This is a genomic window from Bacillus sp. FSL P4-0334 (assembly GCF_038004825.1).
GTDB classification, from domain to species: domain Bacteria; phylum Bacillota; class Bacilli; order Bacillales; family Bacillaceae; genus Bacillus; species Bacillus velezensis.
In genome coordinates, this window is record NZ_JBBORX010000001.1 from 1504816 (window position 1) to 1525114 (window position 20299).

The following is a 20299-nucleotide window of genomic DNA, read 5'->3' on the forward strand; positions in this document are numbered from 1 at the left end:
ATAACAAGCATAATCGGGCGGGCCGTTTTCGTAAAGAGACGGAAAGGAAGAGGCCAATGACGAAAAAAAAGCTCACCATCCGCTGGAAAATCACCATACTTTCGTATATCGTCGTGCTTTTTACCTTTTTGATCGTCGGCATCGTGCTGATCGGCAATATTCAGCATACAGAGGAGCGCGAGCTGAAAAAACGGCTGATGAATACCGCGCGGACGGTATCTGAGATGACCGATGTCAAACGCGCCCTCGAGCAGAAAAAACAAAGGGAAGACGTGCGCCATGCGGTCGAAGAAATAAGGATCATCAATGAAGCGGACTACATCGTCGTCATGGATATGGATCATATCCGCTATTCACATCCCGTCAGCACAATGATCGGAAAGCGTTCAAGGGGTGAGGACGAAGCCGCGGCGTTCGCCGAGCACATTTATTTTTCCGAAGCAAAGGGAGAAATCGGCACCGCCGTCCGCGCTTTTTATCCCATCAAAGACCGGGATTTGAATCAGATCGGCGTCGTTCTGGCCGGTAAAACGCTGCCCGGATTCGGTGAAATTCTTCTTCAGCTGAAACATGAAATACTGTTTATCGTTCTGCTGGCGCTCGGGTTCGGACTGGCCGGCTCCTTTTTGCTGGCCCGCCATATCAAAAAACAAATGTTTTGGCTGGAGCCCCATGAGATCGTGAGAATGTATGAGGAACGGACCGCTACGTTTCATTCAATGAATGAGGGCGTCATCGCGATCGATAATCAGCATCACATCACCATTTTTAATGAAAAAGCGAAGCAGATATTCAATGTCAGACAAGAGACCGATGGCAGGCTGATCTGGGACGTGTTAAAAGATTCGCGCCTCCCTGAGATCGTCGAGCGGAACCGAGCCGTATATAATGAAGAAATCCAAGTCAGCGGAAAGGTGATCATGAGCAGCAGAATTCCGATCGTCATGAAAAAGAAGGTCATCGGAGCCGTCGCCATTTTTCAGGACAGGACGGAAGCGGCGAAAATGGCGGAAGAACTGACAGGTGTGAAAAATTTTGTCGATGCGCTCAGAGTTCAAAATCATGAACATATGAACAAGCTTCACACCATCGCGGGACTGATTCAGCTCGGAAAATCAGAAAAAGCGCTCCAGCTTGCTTTTAAGGAATCATCAGAACAAGAAAGCGTCACCGATTTTCTTCATCAGGCCATTCAGAATGACGCTGCGGCGGGACTGCTGTTAAGCAAAATCAAAAGAGGAAAAGAGCTTGGCATTTCTGTGAAAATTGATGAAAACAGCAGTTTCTCGGCATTTCCGGAGCATGTCGACCAGCATGACATTGTCGTCCTGCTCGGCAATTTAATTGAAAATGCGTTCGGCGCATTCGAAACAGCGGACACGGAGGACAAACATATTGACATCAGTATCGAGCAAAATGATGAAGTGCTTGCTATATTAATAGAAGACAACGGAAGCGGGATTTCCGATCAGCACATCCCGCACCTTTATGACAAAGGGTTTACCGTCAATAAAACGGGAGGAACGGGATATGGCTTGTACCTCGTCAAACAAATCGTCGACAAAGGGATGGGCGTTATTGAAGTCGACACACGGCAGGGACAGGGAACGGCATTTTCTATTTTATTTCCGATGAAGGGGGAGGAATCATTCGATGGACATCAAGGTGCTGCTTATTGAAGATGATCCGATGGTGCAGGAGGTGAATAAAGAATTTATCACCGGTGTTTCGGGGTTCAGCGTCATCGCCACAGCCGCTGACGGAGACGAGGGAATCAGGCTTATTAAAGATCTGCGGCCCGGGCTCGTGGTATTAGACGTATACATGCCGAAAAAAGACGGAATTAAAACGCTCCAGGAAATCAGAAAACAAAAGCTCGAAGTGGACGTCATCATCGTCTCGGCCGCAAAAGACAAAGAAACAATCCAGCTTATGCTGCAAAACGGTGCGGCCGACTATATTTTGAAGCCGTTTAAGCTGGAGCGGATGAGACAGGCGCTCGAAAACTATAAACAATATAAACGGAAAATTGAAGAGCATGACACCATGTCGCAAGAGCAGCTTGACATGCTGCTTAAAATTCCGCAAAATCCGTCCCGCGATCTGCCGAAGGGGTTAAATCATTTTACGATGAATGAAATTTTGACCTATATGAAACAGCAGACGGAGCCGCTTTCAGCTGAAGAAGCCGCCAAAGCGCTCGGAATCGCCAGGGTGACAGCGCGGCGTTATCTTGATTTTCTTGAAAAAGACGGCCAGATTAAGCTCGACATTCAATACGGGGGAGTGGGCCGGCCGGTTAACCGCTACAAATTCGTCCGCTAGCCGAGACCAAAAAGACCAAAATGTCCGTTATGATCATAAGCTTCCCCTCTTTGTTTGAAAACGCTATCATTTTTGTATAGACGCAGCGAGAGGCAAGGGGGAGTAGGGATGAAAATTTTCAAAAATCTTACGGTGCAGGTCATCACGGCGGTTATCATCGGCGTCATTGTCGGACTCGTATGGCCTGAGGCCGGGAAGCAGATGAAGCCGCTCGGCGATACATTTATCAATGCGGTAAAAATGATTATCGCACCGATCATATTCCTGACGATCGTGCTTGGCATCGCCAAGATGGGAGACATGAAAAAAGTCGGCAAAGTCGGGGGAAAAGCATTTATTTATTTTGAAGTCGTGACCACCATCGCCCTTATTATCGGACTTCTGGTCGTCAATATCATGAAACCCGGTGAGGGGCTTGATTACAGCAAGCTTGAAAAAGGGGATGTCTCTCAGTACACGCAAAACGGGGGACAGGGGATTGACTGGATTGAATTTATCACTCACATCGTTCCGTCAAATATGGTTGACGCTTTCGCAAAAGGCGACATTCTTCAGGTCTTATTCTTTTCTGTTTTATTCGGTGTCGGCCTGGCGGCGCTCGGTGAAAGAGGCAAAAGCATTATTGATTTCTTTGATAAACTGTCGCATGTTTTTTTCAAAATCATCGGCTACATCATGCGCGCGGCGCCGATCGGCGCATTCGGAGCCATGGCCTATACGATCGGGCACTTCGGCCTTGATTCCATCAAGCCGCTGGCGAGTCTGATGCTGTCTGTATACGTTACGATGTTCCTGTTTGTATTTGTCGCTTTGAATATCATTTGCAAACTATTCGGTTTCAGCTTGTGGAACTATCTCCGTTTTATTAAAGATGAACTGCTCATCGTTCTCGGCACAAGCTCTTCTGAGTCCGTCCTTCCGCGGATGATGGATAAAATGGAGCGTTACGGCTGTTCCAAATCGGTTGTCGGCCTTGTCATTCCGACGGGATATTCTTTTAACCTGGACGGCACCTCGATTTATCTGTCCATGGCGACGGTTTTTCTGGCGCAGGTGTTCGGCGTTGACCTTACCATCGGCCAGCAGGTTACGATCATTCTCGTGCTGATGCTGACATCAAAAGGCGCGGCGGGCGTAACCGGAAGCGGATTTATCGTGCTCGCCTCCACTTTATCGGCGCTTCAGGTTATTCCGCTGGAGGGGCTGGCGCTGCTCCTCGGCGTCGACCGCTTTATGAGTGAAGGAAGGGCGATCGTCAACCTGATCGGAAACGGAATCGCCACCATCATCGTAGCCAAGAGCGAAAATGAGTTTGACGAAGCGAAAAGCACACAGGCCGTTAAAGAAATGAAAACGGCGGTATAAAAGGAAAGGAACGGCATGCATCGGGCATGCCGTTCTTTTTTTCGGCCGCCATGAGTAAAAAAGATAAATTTGTTTAAATTTATTAGGAGGTGGACAAAGACCTTAGCGTCATTTTGTTATATAATTTACAATTAGAGAGTGAAAGATGAAATCTAAGGGCTTTTTGTCCTAGCAGGAGTGTATAAATGGCGGCTATTTTTAAATTTTTTCAGCATCCGGGTGTCAGACGTTTTTCCGTTTTTCTTGTTTTGACTGGGGTGTTAGTTGTATTCCGAAGTATGATTAATTTGATTTTGCTTACGTTTATTTTTACTTTTCTGATGGATCGGCTGGAGACTGTCATCCGGCACGTGTTGAACCATTTTTTCCGGATCAGCCAGAGGGTGGTCATCACCGTTTTATATATTGCGCTGGCTGTCGGGGCGACTGTCGGAGGCTTTGTCTTTTACCCGATTGTTGCCAAGCAGATTGAACAGCTGATTAAGCAGATCAAGCACATCGCGTATCATCCCGATGTCATTCCGTTTTATGATGAGATATCGAGCGTGTTCGGCGATATCAATATCGGTTCCTATGTAAAAGAAGGTTTTAATGTACTGTATACATACTTGGCCGATATCAGCACTTTCGGTTTGCAGGTCGTGATGTCACTGATTCTCAGCATGTTTTTCCTGTTCGAGAAAAAGCGGCTCACGGAGTTTATGAAAAAATTTCAGCACAGCAAGCTGTCTGTTTTTTACTGCGAACTTGCTTATTTCGGCAGCAAGTTTGCGAGAACATTCGGCAAAGTGCTTGAAGCCCAATTTATTATCGCGCTGGTGAACTGTATCCTCACCTTGATCGCATTGGCGATTCTGCATTTTCCGCAGCTGTTCGGCCTGTCAATCATGGTCTTTTTCCTCGGGCTCATTCCCGTTGCGGGTGTGGTGATTTCGCTCATTCCGCTCAGCATCATCGCATATACGACGGGCGGCGCAGCGTATGTCATCTACATCGTGCTGGTCATTTTCGTCATCCATGCGATTGAGACGTACTTCCTTAATCCGAAACTGATGTCAGCGAAAACGGAACTGCCGATCTTTTTTACCTTTACAGTTCTGATTTTCTCGGAACATTTCTTCGGCATTTGGGGTTTGATTATCGGAATTCCGATTTTTGTGTTCCTGCTTGATATTCTGGATGTCGTCAATAATGAAGAGAAGGAAAAAAACGGACCGGTCCCGGATAAGACATAACGTCGGCTCCGGCTCTTCACGAATATATGACTAATGTTATAATGCAGACAGTGCCTTTGTACGGGCACTGTTTATTTTTTGTGAAAAAGGAGGAAGGCTGTATGACTGAGCCGATTTTACATATTGAAGGCCTTGACAAAACAATAGGCAAAAAGCACATTTTAAAAAACATCAGCATGGATGTCAGGCAGGGCGAGATCATCGGTTTGCTCGGTCCGAACGGGTCGGGAAAAACCACACTTATCCGAATCATCGTCGGTCTTTTAAAGAAAAACAGCGGCACGATTACAATTAACGGCTTTCAGCACGATGCTGATTTCGAAAAAGCGCTTGAATCCGTCGGAGCGATCGTGGAAAATCCTGAATTCTACCCGTACCTGACGGGGTGGGAGAATCTGAAGCACTTTGCCAACATGCACAAAAACATCAAAGAGGACAGGCTTCAGGAAGTCATCGAACGGGTCGGGCTCACCAATGCCGTTCATGACAAAGTTAAAACGTATTCCCTCGGTATGCGTCAGCGTCTCGGGATTGCGCAGGCCATTCTTCACCGTCCGAATCTGCTCATTTTAGATGAACCGACAAACGGGCTTGATCCCGGCGGAATGAAGGATTTCCGCGATCACTTAAAGGAACTCGCGGAGCTTGAAGGGACGAGCATCCTTTTTGCGACGCATTTATTGCGTGAAGTGGAGGACCTTTGCGACCGTGTTATCATCATTCAAAAAGGTGAGATCAAAACAGAGGTTGTTCTGCGCGGCGCTGAGGAAAAAGAAGAAAAAGCCGTCCTCGACATTCAGCCGGCTGACGAAGCATTCGAATGGCTGTCCCAACAGCAATTTGCTCCGGAGAAAAACGGCGGGGGCATTACCGTCACCGTAGCGAAGAAGGACATCCCGGCATTAAACCGTGCGCTCGTCGGACAAGACTTTCTCGTGTATTCCATCATGCCGTATGCGGAATCGCTGGAGGATGAATTCATGAAAGTGACGACGGCGCTTCAAGAGGAGGGGGAGACGAATGTTTAAATTGACAGCGAATGAGCATATGAAACTCTTTAACCGAAAAGTCTCATTAGTGGCGCTGATTCTGATGGCCGTTCTCCAATTTATTATGGCGCTTGTCATTAAACGGCTTGTCATCAGTTCCGGAACGGATGAGAATTTCATCGGCTATATGGCGTACGCGCCCGGGCTGAATATTCTGCTTGAGGCATTAACGATCGTGATCGCGGCAACGATCATTTCCGCTGAATTTGATAAGAAAACGATCAAATTTTTATTAATCCGCCCGGTAAAGCGGGAGCGGATTTTTGTATCTAAACTCATTACCGTATTTTTGGTCAGCTTGTACCTGTATGCGGCGTACTATATTCTGTCTCTGCTGTTCGGCATGGCTTTCTTCGGCGTGTCGGTGACATCTGAATCAGGGACGCTTCTTATGAACACCCTGAAAGTAATCGGCACGAACTGGGTCGAGGCGTTTGCGATGGCATGCTTTGGCTTGTTGTGTTCTTCTGTATTCCGAAACAGCGCAACGGCCGTCATTTTGTCATTTATCGTGCTGTATGGCGCAAAATCACTCGTGACGATTATGTCGCTCTTCCAAAACAAATGGGGAAGTTTTCTGCTGTTCGCAAATACTGACCTGACGCAATATATGAGCGGGGCGAAACCGCTGTTTGCGGGAATGACGCCGTTATTTTCCGCAGGCATTATCATTATCCATATTGTATTCTTCTTAGCCGTCGCTTGGTGGAGCTTTTGCAAACGCGATGTTCGGGTATAAAGTAAAGGAATGACATTTTTGTGAAAAAGATCACGATAAATCAATAATTTATGCTATTTTGATTTATAATAAAGGTAATGACGGAGGTGCTCACTTGAGAAATTTTATTACCGCATTACCGATTGTGTTATTGCTTGGTTTTTCCTTTGTGTCATTCATGTTCCAATTCGAACATCTTGTTTATTTCAGGCTTGCGCTGGGTTTGTTTTCTACAGTGGGGCTGTTTCTCTTATATAAAATGAAGTCGGGATTCCGTTATTTCATCATCTACCTGTATGCAAGCTGGATCGTGCTTGCGGCAGTTACCGCGTTTGAAGAGCCGATTTTTTCTAGCTTTTTCTTTGGCGGGCTTGTGATGACGATGGGTTATCTCACATATATGCTGATTTATCTCGGGCTTAAGCAGGACCGCGGCCCGGAAGCAGTCTGAACGCGCTATTCCATGGAATAGCGTGTTTTTTTTGTACAGCCTCACAGTTGCGAAACGAGACTTGAATCTCTATAATACTTATTAACTTTATCGGAATTATAATGGGGGGATTCCAGTGTCTTTATGGATACAGAATGAACGGCAGAGGGAATGGATGGAAAAAATCGGCCTGCTTGCAGACGAATTTCAAAAAACAGCCGCGCTTGATGATGAGGCGGGCCGTTTTCCTACGGAGAAAATTCAAAGACTGCGCGACGCGGGATATACGGCGTTAACGGTACCTGAGGTATTCGGCGGTGCAGGCATTTCCGTTTATGATATGGTGCTGTTTCAGGAACGGCTGGCGCGGGGAGACGCGGCCGTTGCTCTCGGAATCGGCTGGCATTTATCCGTCATGGGTGAGCTCGGAGAAGGAAACAGCTGGGATGAAGATGTCTTTTCATTTATCACAGAAGAGGTGAAAAAGGGAGCTGTCCTGAACAGGGCAGCGACGGAACGGCAGACCGGCAGTCCGACGAGGGGAGGAAGACCCGGCACCTCCGCTGTCAAAAAAGACGGAAAATGGGTGCTGAACGGCCGAAAAACCTTTACAACCCTTTCGCTGACTTTGGATTATATGCTTGTGACGGCATGGATTGAAGAAAAACAAACGACCGGTGTTTTTCTCATTCATAAAGATCAGTCAGGCGTTTCAGTCCAAGAAACATGGGATATGATTGCCATGAAGGCGACCGGAAGCCATGATCTCCTTTTAGATCATGTCACGGTCAGTGACGAGCGGCTTGTGGAGCTTATCAGCGGGCCGAGAGCGGCGAAAGTGAATGGCTGGCTGCTTCACATTCCCGCTGCTTATCTGGGCATCGCTCAAGCGGCAAGGGACTATGCCGTCCGGTTTGCATCCGAATATTCGCCGAACAGCCTGAACGGACCGATTAAAGACGTGCCGGCCGTTCAGCAGCGTGTCGGGGAAATGGAGCTTGAATTGTTAAAAGCGAGACAGTTTCTCTTCACGGCGGCGCAAATGTATGATGACCCGAAACGCCGCCCTTTCATCAAAAGCGAGCTCGGCATCGCAAAACATATTGTGACAAATGCCGTCCTTTCTGTTGTTGATAAAGCAATGAGAATCACCGGCGCAAAAAGCCTGGAGCGAAATAATCCGCTTCAGCGGTATTATCGGGATGCCCGGGCCGGCCTTCACAATCCGCCGATGGACGATGCGGTCATCGGCAAATTAGCGGCGGAAGCCTTTGAGCAATAAAAAAAAGAGCCTGAAAAAGGCTCTTTTTATGTATGGCTGTTGTGCCGGAGCAGTTTTTGATGCTTGCGGTCAATTCTGTCATAGATCACATTCATCAGCTTTTGATTATTCATAATGGCCGCCTTGTTTTCTTTTATCAGCTGTTCGTATGTTTTTATTTTACGTTTCGCCATGAGCCCGCACCTTCCTTACATATTTGTATTCGCTTTCTAATTCTCCGAGCGATAATTCATATAAATGCCGTTCCGACTTTTTGTATATTCCGTTATTGATCAGCAAATGGATCAGATGTTTTTTTCGTCCTTCAACTGATGATCTGAGCTGAGGAGAAGACCTCATGATTACCCTCCTAAACAAATGATATTGAGAATCATTATCAGTTAATGAAAGTATACAATGGGCATATTCATATGTAAAGGGAAAATACCGCCAATTTTTCGACAAAAAGTTTCCCGGGGAATAATGCTGTCGAATATTGCATTTGCTCAGATCAAAGCTGCTATTTTTCCGCTTTTCCATCCATACTATGAATGAGAATGGAGGAGTCCTTACATGAATGATCAAACGGCAAACTTAAAACGGGGTGAGAAAGGCGCGATTCTTAATATCGGCGCGTACCTCATCCTTGCCGCCGTCAAACTGGTGATCGGTCTTATTTATCATTCCGAAGCGCTCAGAGCGGACGGGTTAAATAATGCCACGGATATTGTCGCATCACTGGCTGTGCTGATCGGGCTCCGGATTTCCCAGCGCCCCGCGGACAGTGATCATGCCTACGGACATTATCGGGCTGAAACAATTTCTTCATTAATTGCGTCTTTTATTATGATGGCGGTTGGTTTTGAAGTGCTGATCGGAGGGGCAAAGGCGATTGTCAGCGGAACGGAGGCCGAGCCGAGCTTCATTGCGGCATGGACGGCGCTCGGAAGCGCGATTGTAATGTACGGCATGTATGTATATAACAGCCGTCTTGCGGATCGGGTTAAAAGTTCTGCGCTTCATGCGGCGGCGAAAGACAGCCGTTCTGACGCCTATGTCAGTATTGGGGCGTTTATAGGCGTCTTAACCGCCCGGCTTCATCTGCCGTGGGTTGATCCGGTCATTGCTTTTCTGATCGGAATCATCATCTGTAAGACGGCATGGGACATCTTCAAAGATGCTTCCCACTCATTGACGGACGGGTTTGATCTGAAAGATTTGGAGCCGTATAAACACACGGTGAAAGAAATAAAAGAGGTCAGCAGGCTGAAGGATGTGAAAGCAAGGTATTTAGGGAGCACGGTTCATGTGGAAATGGTCATTACGGTAGATCCGGGATTGTCTGTGAAAGAAGGCCATGAAGTAGCCGATGAGGTCGAATATGCAATAAAACATGAACATGATGTGACTCATGTCCATGTTCATGTAGAGCCTGAAGTCATAAACAAAGATCGTGAAACGAATTAAATATGCTGTGATAAAAACTCTGTGACTTCTTCGGGCGTTTTCGCGTTTGCGCTGTGAAGATGCGCTTTCTTTTCGCCGTTTTTAAAGATCAGAAGGCTCGGTATGCCCATTACCTGATATTTGTCGGCAAGCTCAGGGAGCTCGTCTCTGTTCAGTTCATACCAATCATTTTGATTATATTCTTCCAAAATATCGCCGATGAACATATTCATGCGCGTGCAGTCAGGGCACCAGTCAGCGAAAAATTTCACGATGATTTCCTTGTCGGATTGAATAAGTTCATTAAATTGTTCTGTTGTACTGATTTTTTTCATATGACACATCTCCTTTTCCATGCCATTTTAATATAAAATAAAAAGGAATTACATACAAATGCTTTCATATTCAGAATGCCCAAAAATAATTAGATCATTTTCTGAGGAAAGTGATAAGATAGTAAAGATGAATTGTTGTGGGGGGAATATCCATTGAAAACAAGTCTAGGATTGGTGTACGGCGGAAAGTCAGCCGAACACAATGTATCGCTGCAGACAGCATTAGCTGTAACAAAAGCGCTTAATACTGAGAAGTTTGATATACATCCGATTTACATCACTGAAAAAGGAGAATGGCAAAGAGGCCCGCTGCTGACTGAGCCGGTTTCCAACGTGAAAATGCTCCAGCTGGAACAAAACGGTGAAAGTTTCGCTCTATCAGCATTGAACCGGGAAATGTTTCCTGAAGCGTCGCCTGACGAAAAGGCGCCGATCGATGTCGTATTTCCGCTTCTCCACGGACCGAACGGTGAAGACGGCACCATTCAGGGTCTGCTGGAATTGCTGAACGTTCCTTATGTCGGCAACGGGGTGCTTGCATCATCAGCCGGCATGGATAAAGTCATCATGAAGCATTTGTTCGCTCAAGCGGGGCTTCCGCAGGCGAAGTACGCCGCTTTCTTAAAAAAGGACTGGAAACAGACGCCGGACAGCTGCTTACAGCAGGTTGAAGAGGAGCTGGGATATCCGTGCTTCGTCAAACCGGCGAACCTCGGATCAAGCGTCGGAATCAGCAAATGCCGAAACCGTGAAGAGCTTGAAAAAGCCTTCGAACTGGCTTTTGAGTATGACCGGAAAATTGTGGTGGAAGAAGGAATCGCCGGCAGAGAAATCGAAATCGGCGTACTCGGAAATGACGAACCGAAATGCTCCGCCGTCGGTGAAATCGCGCCGAAAACCGACTTTTACGATTACAAAGCGAAATATGAAGACGGCGACACGGATTTAATGATTCCCGCGCAAGTGACGGATGAACAATATGCGGAAATCAGCGAAATGGCGATTAAAGCCTTCAAAGCGATTGACGGATCAGGCCTTGTCCGCGCCGATTTCTTCCTGACCAATGACGGTCAAGTGCTCATTAACGAAGTGAACACAATGCCGGGCTTTACGCCATTCAGCATGTTCCCGCTGCTTTGGAAAGAAGCAGGTGTAGATTACAGTGATCTGATCGAACAGCTGGTTGAGCTGGCAAAAGAACGCCATGCCGAAAAACAGCTGATTAAACATACATTTTAATGAAGACGGACACTGCCTGAAGGGGCAGTGTCTTTTCCCGTAACAGACAACATTTTCAGAAAGCGAGGTGCCACCTTTGATAAAGCGAACTGTAAAACGAATCGCAGACATGGTCAAAGGCACACTGACAAATCCCGAATTTGAACAAACAATGATTGAGGGCGCCGCAACCGATACGCGGACTTTGGAAAAAAATCAGCTGTTCATTCCTTTAAAAGGCGAGCATTTTAACGGCCACACCTTTGTGCCGCAAGCATTCGAAAAAGGCGTTTCCGCGGTGTTGTGGGACCGCTCTGAACCGAATCCGCCGGAAGGGCGTGCTGTCATCCTGGTCGATGACACGCTGGAGGCGCTGCAAACATTGGCAAAAGCTTATTTGAAAGAGCTCGGCACAAGGGTTATCGGGGTGACCGGGAGCAACGGAAAAACGACAACGAAAGACATGCTTCACGCCGTTCTCGGCACGCAGTACCGCGTTCACAAAACCGCCGGCAATTTCAACAATCATATCGGCCTGCCGCTGACTGTGCTTGCCATGCCTGAAGATACAGAAATCGCCATTTTAGAAATGGGAATGAGCGCGAGGGGCGAAATTGATTTTCTGAGCCGTCTTGCTGAACCGGAAGCGGCCGTCATTACCAATATCGGCGAATCCCATATGCAGGATTTAGGCTCAAGAGAAGGAATTGCGGAGGCGAAACTTGAAATTATAAACGGACTTCGGGAAGACGGCGTTCTGTTTTATTTCGGGGATGAGCCGCTGCTCCGCCAAAAGACGTACACTTGCCGGACAACGACATACGGCGCAGGCGCGGACAATGATCTCCGCCTGAAAGAAATAAAACAAGCGGAAGAAGGCACGTACTTCAATATCGACGGGATCGACCGTTCTTTCTTTATTCCGGTTCTCGGCAGACATAATGTGATGAATGCCATGGCTGCATACGCCGCCGGCATCTATTTCGGCATTACGCCGGAAAATGCCGCTCTGGGACTGAGCCGCCTGAAGGTGACGGGGATGAGATTGGAACTGGTCAAAACGGACAACGGCATCTCGATCGTAAACGACGCGTATAATGCGAGCCCGACGTCAATGAAAGCGGCGGTCGAATTAATCGAAACGATGAAAGGCTATCGGAAGAAAATGCTCGTGCTCGGTGATATGCTTGAACTTGGTGATGAAGAAAAAGCATTCCACGAAGAATGCGGAGCTGCGGTCAATCCGGCGGAAATCGACCATGTATTTACTTACGGCACACTCGGCGCATTCATCGCTGACGGAGCGCGTCGGCATTTTGAAGAAGGGCGCGTCAGCCATTATCTTGACAAAAAAGAACTGCTTCACGCCATACAGGAAATGGCCGCTTCCGGCGATCTCCTTCTGTTTAAAGCATCGAGAGGTATGAAGCTCGAAGAAATCGTTAAAGATTTATTAGAGAAGAACTGAAAAAATACTGATCAGCATTATAAAAATATACAAAAATGAAGAAACTAATTCAGGGTGAAATAATTCTGTCCGTATAAAAAAGAAAGACCGCCGGCTGGGAAATCCCGTCCGGCGCGGGGGCTAGCCTCGTTCGCGGGAAGAATCCGGTCAGGCCGCTTCCGGCCGCCTGACCATCTCGCCTTATTGAAAAACACATAGTGTAATGGTAAGATTAAACGTAAAGTAATTCGGGCTTTGTATACGTATGATCCTGTCCTTTGGATGAAAGGGCGGTTTTTAGTGGTAAATCACGACATTACTGAAACAGCAATCAGAAGGAGTTTGAATAATTTGACTATAACGTTTCAAGATTTCCAATTAAGTTCTGATCTCATGAAATCAATCAATCGTATGGGATTTGAAGAAGCAACACCGATCCAGGCACAAACGATTCCGCTCGGACTTTTAAATAAAGATGTCATCGGACAAGCGCAAACAGGTACAGGTAAAACAGCTGCGTTCGGTATACCCCTTGTTGAAAAAATGAACCCCGAGTCTCCTAATATTCAAGCAATCGTAATCGCGCCAACCCGTGAATTAGCCATTCAAGTATCTGAAGAGTTATATAAAATCGGACAAGATAAGCGTGCGAAAGTACTGCCTATTTACGGCGGCCAGGATATCGGACGTCAGATCCGCGCATTGAAGAAAAACCCGCATATCATCGTAGGTACGCCGGGGCGTCTTCTTGACCATATCAACCGCCGCACGATCCGTTTAAACAACGTGAATACGGTTGTCATGGATGAGGCTGATGAAATGCTGAATATGGGATTCATTGATGACATTGAATCCATTCTCTCAAACGTGCCGAGCGACCACCAAACGCTCTTATTCTCAGCAACAATGCCTGCGCCGATCAAACGGATCGCAGAGCGTTTCATGACTGAGCCGGAACACGTAAAAGTAAAAGCGAAAGAAATGACTGTGTCCAACATTCAGCAGTTCTACTTGGAAGTGCAGGAGCGCAAAAAATTCGATACGCTGACTCGTCTTCTTGACATTCAGTCTCCGGAACTTGCGATCGTATTCGGACGTACGAAACGCCGTGTCGATGAGCTTGCTGAAGCCCTGAACCTTCGCGGATATGCGGCTGAAGGAATTCACGGCGACTTAACGCAGGCGAAACGTATGGTTGCGCTTCGTAAATTTAAAGAAGGTGCGATCGAAGTGCTTGTAGCGACTGACGTTGCCGCCCGCGGACTTGATATCTCAGGCGTTACCCACGTTTACAACTTTGACGTGCCTCAAGATCCTGAAAGCTACGTTCACCGTATCGGAAGAACGGGCCGTGCAGGAAAAACGGGTATGGCGATGACGTTTATCACACCGCGTGAGAAAAGCATGCTTCGCGCGATTGAACAAACGACAAAACGCAAAATGGACCGTATGAAAGAGCCGACGCTTGACGAAGCATTAGAAGGACAGCAGCAGGTGACGGTTGACCGTCTGCGCACGGCGATCAGCGAAAACAACCTGAACTTCTACATGACGGCAGCTGCGGAATTGTTAGAAGATCATGATGCAGTGACAGTTGTGGCTGCAGCCATTAAAATGGCGACAAAAGAGCCGGACAGCACGCCTGTACGCCTCACTGATGAAGCGCCGATGGTCAGCAAACGCTATAAAAACCAGCGTACTTCTAAGCGCAGAGACGGCCAAGGCGGCGGCTACCGCGGCGGCAAAGGGAAAACCAACAACCGTTCTTCCTACGATAAAAAACGCTCAAGCGACCGCCGTTCTTCAGGTGACAGACGCCAGAAAAAATCATACTAAAACACAGGAAGCGGACCCTTTTACGGGGTCCGCTTTTTTTTTGATATGCCGGAAAGTGAATCTTTTTTGCAAATCAGCCGTATTTGTATGTATGATAAAAAATGGGAGGTAGGTATGTTGAGAGCACAGCCAAAAAATCGAATCAGTCCAAGCGGCTTAAAAGTCTGGCGTCTTCAGGAAATCATCCTGTCCGCCTTCTGTCTTCTGGCCGTTATAGCAGCAGCTGTTTTAAGCCATTTCTTCCATTGGCCGTATTGGATCACCGGAGTCCTCGGCATCATTTGGATCTTCGGTTCAGTGATATCCGTCTATGCCATACCGAAAATCAGGCACAGGATCTGGCGCTATGAAGTCCATGAAAATGAAATTGATATTCAATCCGGCATTTTTATTGTCAAACGGGTCATTGTGCCGATGGTGAGGGTGCAGCACGTAGATACTTCACAAGGCCCGCTCCTCAGAAGGTACCGTCTGGCCTCAGTCAAAATCTCCACGGCGGCAACCGTTCATTCCATTCCGGCGCTTGATATGGAGGAAGCTGACCGGCTGAGGGATTCCATTTCCCGTCTGGCAAGGGTGACGGAAGATGATGTCTGAGCCGAAACATCTGCACCCGGCGGCCGTGATTTTGAACTTATTCCATATTATTATCGAAACCATTAAAAACATTATTCTGCCATTTTTTCTCGTCTATATTGTAAACTCCAACCACTTCATCCGCTTTTACGGAGGCATTGCGCTCGCCGTCCTGCTTATCTGGCTGATTACGGCTAGTGTGATCGAGTGGAGAAAATTTACATACCGGATTGAGGACGGAGAATTCAGAATTGAAGAAGGCTTGTTTTTTACGAAAAAGAGATACATCTCCATTGACCGGATTCAATCAATGAATACGAGTGCCGGCATCATTCAGCAGCTTTTTAAGCTTGTTAAGCTTCAAATCGAAACGGCCGGCGACGGGAAAAACGCCGAGGCCGTCTTATCCGCCATTACTGTGGAAGAGGCGGAACGGATCAGAGCGGCTGTTTTTCAGCAAAAAGCGGAGCAAGAAGAACGAGGGGAGACCGCAGCGGAGCAGGAGCCGATGCGCGGGGAAGATGTGCAATCCGTTTACCGACTGTCTGTAGGTGAGCTGCTTATGGCCGCCTCAACATCCGGGGGAATCGGTGTCATCATCTCAGCGGTATTCGCCCTCTTTTCTCAGATTGATGAAGTACTTCCGATGGACTGGCTCTATGACAGGTTTTCTTTTCTCAAGCATGCGAGCATCGGTATATACGCCGTGATCATTTTCATAGGATTGTTTATCGCCTGGCTGTTAAGCATCGCCGGTATGATGATCAAGCATGCCAACTTTAAGATAGAAAAAAAGGAACACGAATTGGTCATTACCAGAGGAATTATTGAAAAACATCAAGTGACAATCCCGCTCCGTAAAATCCAAGCCATTAAAATGAAAGAAAATGTGATCAGGCAATTATTCGGATACGCGACGGTTGCGATTGTCAGCGCCGGCAGTGCGGGGAATGAGAAAGAAGGAGCACAGACGATTCTGTTTCCGATCATCCGCAAATCAAAGCTCGGAGTGATGCTGAACGGTTTCACACCGGATTACGTGCTGGAAGAAAACCGAAATCATTTGCCGAAAAGGGCGCTGCGCCGGTATTTATTCCGATCCATAATCTTCTCGGTTTTCGTGATCATCCCGCTTTGTATTCTGTTTAAACCGTGGGGATATGCATCGCTCCTTGTGCTTCCCGTCGAACTGGTGCTTGGATATGCCTCGTTTAGGACAGCGTCATGGTGCATAAACGGCGGCAGGCTTCAGATTACCACGAGGCTGGTCGGGAAGACGACCACGATTATGCTGAGAAGAAGAATGCAGATGTTTGAAGTCAGCCGCTCCTTTCTGCAAAAAAGAAGGCGGCTCGCATCTGTGGCTACCGCAGTGAAATCAGCTCACCACATGGAGCATGTCATGCTGAAGGATGTCAGCGAGGAAGATGCCGAACGCATCGGGCGCTGGTATTCATATGAAAAAGCGGACGGTTAATACCGCCGCTTTTTTTGCTGCACGCATAAAAAGGAAAGCAAAAATCCGCCTGCCAGTCCGAACAAATGCGCCATAATGTTAATATTAGAGTTGATAAACGTCGACAGCACCGCGATGATAAGCAGGGTCATAATCATTTTCGACTGATCCCGGCCGATCAGCTCCTTGCGGAAAACAGTCAAAAACACATACACGCCGAAAAGTCCGAAGATCGCGCCGGATGCGCCGACATGCACATAATCAAGCGGTTCGGCAAGATACGTGCCGATATTGCCGATGATGCCCGATGCGATGTACACAATCAGAAAACGGACTTTTCCGAGCATCTGCTCAAGCGGGGGCGCGAATAAAAAGAGAGACATGGAGTTAAACAAAAGGTGAGTGAAATTCGCGTGTAAAAACATCGGTGTCACCAGCCGCCACCATTCTCCCGAGGAAACGCCGTAATTATAGCCGGTCACAGCATCTGACCACATCATGACGGAATGAAGCGGCATACTGAAAAACAGCCACAAGAACGCCTGCAGCGCCAAGATACAGCTGACGGCCGGATAACGTCTGATAAAAGTCTGGAAATTTTCCGTTCGTATAAACATCGCAAGCCCCTTTGCATCTGATTTGTTACATATATAGTAACACGTTTATGACATAAACCGTTTTTTAGTACGGACTTTTAGGAGGAATTCACATGATTTTCGGAATCGGAATCGACATCGTTGAACTGCACAGAATTGAAAACATGCTCAGCCGGCAGGCGAGGTTTCCGCAAAGAATATTGACGGAAGCTGAATATGCCCGTTTTACATTGCTGTCGGACAAAAGGAAAATTGAATTTCTCGCGGGAAGATTTGCGGCAAAAGAAGCCTTTTCGAAAGCATACGGCACAGGTATCGGCAAAGAGCTCAGCTTTCAGGATATTGAAACCGGAAACGACAAAGCGGGAAAGCCTGTGCTGGCCTGCGCCAAGCTTGACGGCGCGGCGGTTCACGTCTCCATTACCCATACAAAAGAATACGCCGCGGCACAGGTCGTGATTGAAAGGTTGTCACGCTAGTCTGCATATTAGCCGGAACCCCTTCATATATTTGATAGTGCATTAAGGGAGACAAGTTGTTTGAGGCTTTTATGGTACGCGTCCGTCCGTTCAGGGCGTACCGTTAAAGTCAAACAAGCGATTTCTTCCCTTTACATCAATTGAGAAGAAGGGGTTGAAAAAAGGTGAGAAAAAGCTTTGTTTTGCTTTTAACGGGACTGCTTGCCGTCCTTATTCTTTCGGCCTGCGGCCAAAAATCACAGGAAGATATCGTGAACGGTTTAGATAAGAAGGCGAAAGAATACACCTCGTACAAAGCGAAAGCCAAAATGACCATTGAAACGGGGAGTGATCCGCAAGTATACAATGTGGAAATCTGGCATAAAAAACCTTCCCTGTACCGGGTCTATCTGGAAAATCCGAAAAAAGACCAAAACCAAGTCATTTTACGGAACGCCAACGGAGTCTTTGTCCTCACGCCGTCTCTAAATAAGAGCTTCAGATTCCAAAGCGACTGGCCGAATAACAGCAGCCAAGTATATTTGTTTGAGTCACTTGTAAAGGACGTGCAGCATGACAAAGACGCCGTCTATTCCGCCAAAGATAAAAAGTACACGTTTGAAACAAAAACGAACTATCAGCACAACAAAATGCTGCCGACTCAGGAAATCACTTTCAACAAAAAGGACATGAGCCCGTCGCTCGTCAAAGTCATGGATACAGACCGGAAAGTGATGGTAAAAGTCGAATTCAAAAGCTTTGAATTCAACAAGCCGTTTGATAAAGACTCTTTTGACGAGAAGAAAAATATGACGCTCTCCCAGATGGACGTCGCCACAAGCGCCAAGCCGTCTGATTCATTTGCGGTCAAAACACCGCTTCAAGTGCCGGCCGGCGTCAAAAAGCTTGAAGAGAAAGATATTTCAACGGCGGACGGCAAACGGATCGTCATGACTTACGGCGGAGAAAAATCATTCACCCTTATTCAAGAAAAAGCCCATATCGCAAAAGCCGCCTCTGCCGTCACGCTGAAAGGCGAACCGGTTAATCTCGGCTTCACGGTTGCGGCATTATCTGATACGTCTTTAACGTGGACATATGACGGAGTGGATTATCTTCTGTCATCACAGGATCTGACAAAAGATGAAATGGTGGCCGCCGCCAAAAGCATGCAGGGACAGTCGTCAAAATAACGTCAAAAAAGAGGCCGCTGCTGTCGGTCTCTTTTTTGATTCCATTTCACTTTGCAGAATAATTTTAGTATGATAATAACAATATGAATTGAAAATAATGCTAGGAAGTGTATCGAATGAACACAGCATCCTTTTACAGAGAAACGTGGGCGGAAATCAACCTGTCCGCGATTAAAGAAAATGTCACGCATATGAAAAAACACATCGGGCAAAACGTCCATCTCATGGCGGTTGTAAAGGCGAACGCTTACGGCCACGGAGATTTGGAAGTTGGGAAAGCCGCGCTTGAAGCGGGTGCCTCTTGTCTTGCCGTAGCCATACTGGATGAAGCAATTTCATTGAGAAAACGGGGCATTACAGCGCCGATTCTCGTGCTTGGCGCCGTGCCGCCCGAATATGTACAAGCAGCTGCGGAGTATGACGTAACACTCACGGGGTATTCTGTTGAATGGCTTCAGGAAGCTGCGCGCCACCTCGGAAGTGAAACAGTGCCGTTTCATCTGAAAGTCGACACCGGCATGAACAGACTCGGAGTCAAAACGGAGGAAGAAATTCAAAGCGTGTTAAAAATCCTCAGCCAAAATCCCGGTTTAGTCTGTAAAGGCGTATTCACCCACTTTGCTACCGCGGATGAGAAAAACAGAGATTATTTCCTCTTCCAGTTTGACCGCTTTAAAACATTGATCGCTCCGCTTCCTTTAAAAGAATTGATGGTGCACTGCGCGAACAGCGCTGCCGGACTTCGTCTTAAAAAAGGCTTCTTTAACGCGGTTCGTTTCGGCATCAGTATGTACGGGCTTCGTCCTTCTGCTGACATCCAAAGCGAAATTCCGTTTCAATTAAAACCGGCTTTTGCGCTGCACTCTGTTTTATCCCATGTGAAAAAGATCCGCAAAGGGGAAAGCGTCAGCTACGGCGCAACATATACGGCAGAGAAGGATCAATGGATCGGAACGGTTCCCATCGGCTATGCGGACGGGTGGCTCCGCAAGCTGAGCGGCACGTCTGTGCTGATCGGAGGCAAACGGATGAACATCGCGGGAAGAATCTGCATGGATCAATTGATGGTCGAATTAGATCAATCTTATCCGCCGGGCACCAAAGTCACCCTGATCGGCAGCCAGAAGGGAGAAACGATCACGATGGATGAAATCGCAGGGCGGCTTGGGACGATTAATTACGAGGTCCCTTGTACCATTAGTTCCCGCGTTCCCCGTATGTTTTTGGAAAATGAGAGTATAATGGAAGTAAGAAATCCTTTACTGCAAGATAATACAAACAAGTAGCCGTCATCCGGAAAAAGAGAATTTATAAAACAGCTTTGCTTGACGTTTGAATAATGGTATCATTATGTC

Annotated in this window: 21 protein-coding genes; 17 read left to right on the forward strand and 4 right to left on the reverse strand. The window is 47.2% G+C overall.

What is annotated here, in order from left to right:
- Positions 1 to 56 precede the first annotated feature (56 nt).
- The 8 genes from NSQ37_RS07675 (at position 57) to NSQ37_RS07710 (ending at position 8404) form a co-directional block, all read left to right on the forward strand.
- Positions 57 to 1679, forward strand: a complete 1623-nt coding sequence (locus NSQ37_RS07675; RefSeq protein WP_007410213.1) for an ATP-binding protein — start codon at positions 57 to 59, stop codon at positions 1677 to 1679.
- A complete protein-coding gene (locus NSQ37_RS07680) occupies positions 1654 to 2325 on the forward strand; it encodes a response regulator (protein ID WP_003156219.1) in 672 nt (223 codons plus the stop codon). The genes NSQ37_RS07675 and NSQ37_RS07680 overlap by 26 nt, the downstream gene beginning before the upstream one ends.
- Positions 2326 to 2433: 108 nt before the next feature.
- Positions 2434 to 3690 carry a C4-dicarboxylate transporter DctP gene (gene dctP / locus NSQ37_RS07685; protein WP_012116859.1) on the forward strand — a complete coding sequence of 419 codons (1257 nt, stop codon included), beginning with the start codon at positions 2434 to 2436 and terminating at the stop codon, positions 3688 to 3690.
- A 185-nt stretch (positions 3691 to 3875) separates the two neighbouring features.
- The gene (locus NSQ37_RS07690) at positions 3876 to 4925 is read left to right on the forward strand and encodes an AI-2E family transporter (protein WP_072588808.1); all 1050 of its coding nucleotides are present in this window, start codon (positions 3876 to 3878) and stop codon (positions 4923 to 4925) included.
- Positions 4926 to 5026: 101 nt separating this feature from the next.
- Positions 5027 to 5953 (forward strand): ABC transporter ATP-binding protein, encoded by a 927-nt coding sequence (locus NSQ37_RS07695; RefSeq protein ID WP_012116860.1) that lies wholly within the window; start codon positions 5027 to 5029, stop codon positions 5951 to 5953.
- On the forward strand, positions 5946 to 6713 hold the full coding sequence (locus tag NSQ37_RS07700; RefSeq protein WP_007410217.1) for an ABC transporter permease: 768 nt from the start codon (positions 5946 to 5948) through the stop codon (positions 6711 to 6713). Before NSQ37_RS07695 ends, NSQ37_RS07700 begins: the two co-directional genes overlap by 8 nt.
- 94 nt (positions 6714 to 6807) lie before the next feature.
- Positions 6808 to 7143: a hypothetical protein gene (locus NSQ37_RS07705; protein ID WP_007410218.1), complete on the forward strand. Its 336-nt coding sequence runs from the start codon at positions 6808 to 6810 to the stop codon at positions 7141 to 7143.
- A gap of 115 nt (positions 7144 to 7258) precedes the next feature.
- On the forward strand, positions 7259 to 8404 hold the full coding sequence (locus tag NSQ37_RS07710) for an acyl-CoA dehydrogenase family protein (RefSeq protein WP_341123499.1): 1146 nt from the start codon (positions 7259 to 7261) through the stop codon (positions 8402 to 8404).
- A gap of 26 nt (positions 8405 to 8430) precedes the next feature.
- Here the strand turns inward: NSQ37_RS07710 and fbpB are convergent, their stop codons facing one another.
- Positions 8431 to 8577: a Fur-regulated basic protein FbpB gene (gene fbpB / locus NSQ37_RS07715; protein WP_003156206.1), complete on the reverse strand. Its 147-nt coding sequence runs from the start codon at positions 8575 to 8577 to the stop codon at positions 8431 to 8433.
- Positions 8564 to 8743: a Fur-regulated basic protein FbpA gene (locus NSQ37_RS07720; protein ID WP_003156203.1), complete on the reverse strand. Its 180-nt coding sequence runs from the start codon at positions 8741 to 8743 to the stop codon at positions 8564 to 8566. Before NSQ37_RS07720 ends, fbpB begins: the two co-directional genes overlap by 14 nt.
- A gap of 213 nt (positions 8744 to 8956) precedes the next feature.
- Here NSQ37_RS07720 and NSQ37_RS07725 point away from each other — a divergent pair, with 213 nt between their 5' ends.
- Positions 8957 to 9850, forward strand: coding sequence for a cation diffusion facilitator family transporter (locus tag NSQ37_RS07725; RefSeq protein WP_341123500.1), 894 nt, complete (start codon positions 8957 to 8959; stop codon positions 9848 to 9850).
- Here the strand turns inward: NSQ37_RS07725 and NSQ37_RS07730 are convergent.
- Positions 9847 to 10164 (reverse strand): thioredoxin family protein, encoded by a 318-nt coding sequence (locus NSQ37_RS07730; protein WP_003156200.1) that lies wholly within the window; start codon positions 10162 to 10164, stop codon positions 9847 to 9849. The two genes, NSQ37_RS07725 and NSQ37_RS07730, sit on opposite strands and share 4 nt — an antisense overlap.
- A gap of 153 nt (positions 10165 to 10317) precedes the next feature.
- Between NSQ37_RS07730 and NSQ37_RS07735 the strand changes: the two genes are divergently transcribed.
- From NSQ37_RS07735 to NSQ37_RS07755, 5 genes are all read left to right on the forward strand, one after another.
- Positions 10318 to 11403, forward strand: a complete 1086-nt coding sequence (locus NSQ37_RS07735) for a D-alanine--D-alanine ligase (protein WP_003156199.1) — start codon at positions 10318 to 10320, stop codon at positions 11401 to 11403.
- 76 nt (positions 11404 to 11479) lie between these two features.
- The gene (locus tag NSQ37_RS07740) at positions 11480 to 12850 is read left to right on the forward strand and encodes a UDP-N-acetylmuramoyl-tripeptide--D-alanyl-D-alanine ligase (RefSeq protein ID WP_341123501.1); all 1371 of its coding nucleotides are present in this window, start codon (positions 11480 to 11482) and stop codon (positions 12848 to 12850) included.
- Positions 12851 to 13180: 330 nt separating this feature from the next.
- The gene (gene cshA / locus NSQ37_RS07745) at positions 13181 to 14665 is read left to right on the forward strand and encodes a degradosome RNA helicase CshA (protein ID WP_015239193.1); all 1485 of its coding nucleotides are present in this window, start codon (positions 13181 to 13183) and stop codon (positions 14663 to 14665) included.
- A gap of 117 nt (positions 14666 to 14782) precedes the next feature.
- Complete coding sequence (locus tag NSQ37_RS07750) at positions 14783 to 15262, forward strand: PH domain-containing protein (protein ID WP_007410226.1); 480 nt, start codon at positions 14783 to 14785, stop codon at positions 15260 to 15262.
- Positions 15252 to 16718 carry a PH domain-containing protein gene (locus NSQ37_RS07755; RefSeq protein ID WP_341123503.1) on the forward strand — a complete coding sequence of 489 codons (1467 nt, stop codon included), beginning with the start codon at positions 15252 to 15254 and terminating at the stop codon, positions 16716 to 16718. Before NSQ37_RS07750 ends, NSQ37_RS07755 begins: the two co-directional genes overlap by 11 nt.
- Here NSQ37_RS07755 and NSQ37_RS07760 read toward each other — a convergent pair.
- Positions 16715 to 17314, reverse strand: coding sequence for a rhomboid family intramembrane serine protease (locus tag NSQ37_RS07760; protein WP_003156193.1), 600 nt, complete (start codon positions 17312 to 17314; stop codon positions 16715 to 16717). The two genes, NSQ37_RS07755 and NSQ37_RS07760, sit on opposite strands and share 4 nt — an antisense overlap.
- Before the next feature lie 92 nt (positions 17315 to 17406).
- Here NSQ37_RS07760 and acpS point away from each other — a divergent pair, with 92 nt between their 5' ends.
- The 3 genes from acpS to alr all read left to right on the forward strand — a co-directional run bounded on the left by acpS (position 17407) and on the right by alr (position 20230).
- Entirely contained in the window at positions 17407 to 17772 is a 366-nt protein-coding gene (gene acpS / locus NSQ37_RS07765) for a holo-ACP synthase (protein ID WP_007410229.1), read from the forward strand.
- Positions 17773 to 17936: 164 nt separating this feature from the next.
- Positions 17937 to 18944 (forward strand): LolA family protein, encoded by a 1008-nt coding sequence (locus NSQ37_RS07770; RefSeq protein WP_007410230.1) that lies wholly within the window; start codon positions 17937 to 17939, stop codon positions 18942 to 18944.
- A 116-nt stretch (positions 18945 to 19060) separates the two neighbouring features.
- Positions 19061 to 20230 (forward strand): alanine racemase, encoded by a 1170-nt coding sequence (alr, locus tag NSQ37_RS07775; RefSeq protein ID WP_327943966.1) that lies wholly within the window; start codon positions 19061 to 19063, stop codon positions 20228 to 20230.
- Positions 20231 to 20299: the final 69 nt, after the last annotated feature.

What these genes read in the sequence shown, in the direction of transcription:
- fbpB (WP_003156206.1), bottom strand. Translation starts at nt 8,577, where the DNA reads ATGGCGAAACGTAAAATAAAAACATACGAACAGCTGATAAAAGAAAAC.
- NSQ37_RS07755 (WP_341123503.1), top strand. Translation starts at nt 15,252, where the DNA reads ATGATGTCTGAGCCGAAACATCTGCACCCGGCGGCCGTGATTTTGAAC.
- alr (WP_327943966.1), top strand. Translation starts at nt 19,061, where the DNA reads ATGAACACAGCATCCTTTTACAGAGAAACGTGGGCGGAAATCAACCTG.
- NSQ37_RS07680 (WP_003156219.1), top strand. Translation starts at nt 1,654, where the DNA reads ATGGACATCAAGGTGCTGCTTATTGAAGATGATCCGATGGTGCAGGAG.
- NSQ37_RS07725 (WP_341123500.1), top strand. Translation starts at nt 8,957, where the DNA reads ATGAATGATCAAACGGCAAACTTAAAACGGGGTGAGAAAGGCGCGATT.
- NSQ37_RS07700 (WP_007410217.1), top strand. Translation starts at nt 5,946, where the DNA reads ATGTTTAAATTGACAGCGAATGAGCATATGAAACTCTTTAACCGAAAA.
- NSQ37_RS07695 (WP_012116860.1), top strand. Translation starts at nt 5,027, where the DNA reads ATGACTGAGCCGATTTTACATATTGAAGGCCTTGACAAAACAATAGGC.
- NSQ37_RS07675 (WP_007410213.1), top strand. Translation starts at nt 57, where the DNA reads ATGACGAAAAAAAAGCTCACCATCCGCTGGAAAATCACCATACTTTCG.
- NSQ37_RS07690 (WP_072588808.1), top strand. Translation starts at nt 3,876, where the DNA reads ATGGCGGCTATTTTTAAATTTTTTCAGCATCCGGGTGTCAGACGTTTT.
- dctP (WP_012116859.1), top strand. Translation starts at nt 2,434, where the DNA reads ATGAAAATTTTCAAAAATCTTACGGTGCAGGTCATCACGGCGGTTATC.
- NSQ37_RS07720 (WP_003156203.1), bottom strand. Translation starts at nt 8,743, where the DNA reads ATGAGGTCTTCTCCTCAGCTCAGATCATCAGTTGAAGGACGAAAAAAA.
- NSQ37_RS07730 (WP_003156200.1), bottom strand. Translation starts at nt 10,164, where the DNA reads ATGAAAAAAATCAGTACAACAGAACAATTTAATGAACTTATTCAATCC.
- NSQ37_RS07760 (WP_003156193.1), bottom strand. Translation starts at nt 17,314, where the DNA reads ATGTTTATACGAACGGAAAATTTCCAGACTTTTATCAGACGTTATCCG.
- acpS (WP_007410229.1), top strand. Translation starts at nt 17,407, where the DNA reads ATGATTTTCGGAATCGGAATCGACATCGTTGAACTGCACAGAATTGAA.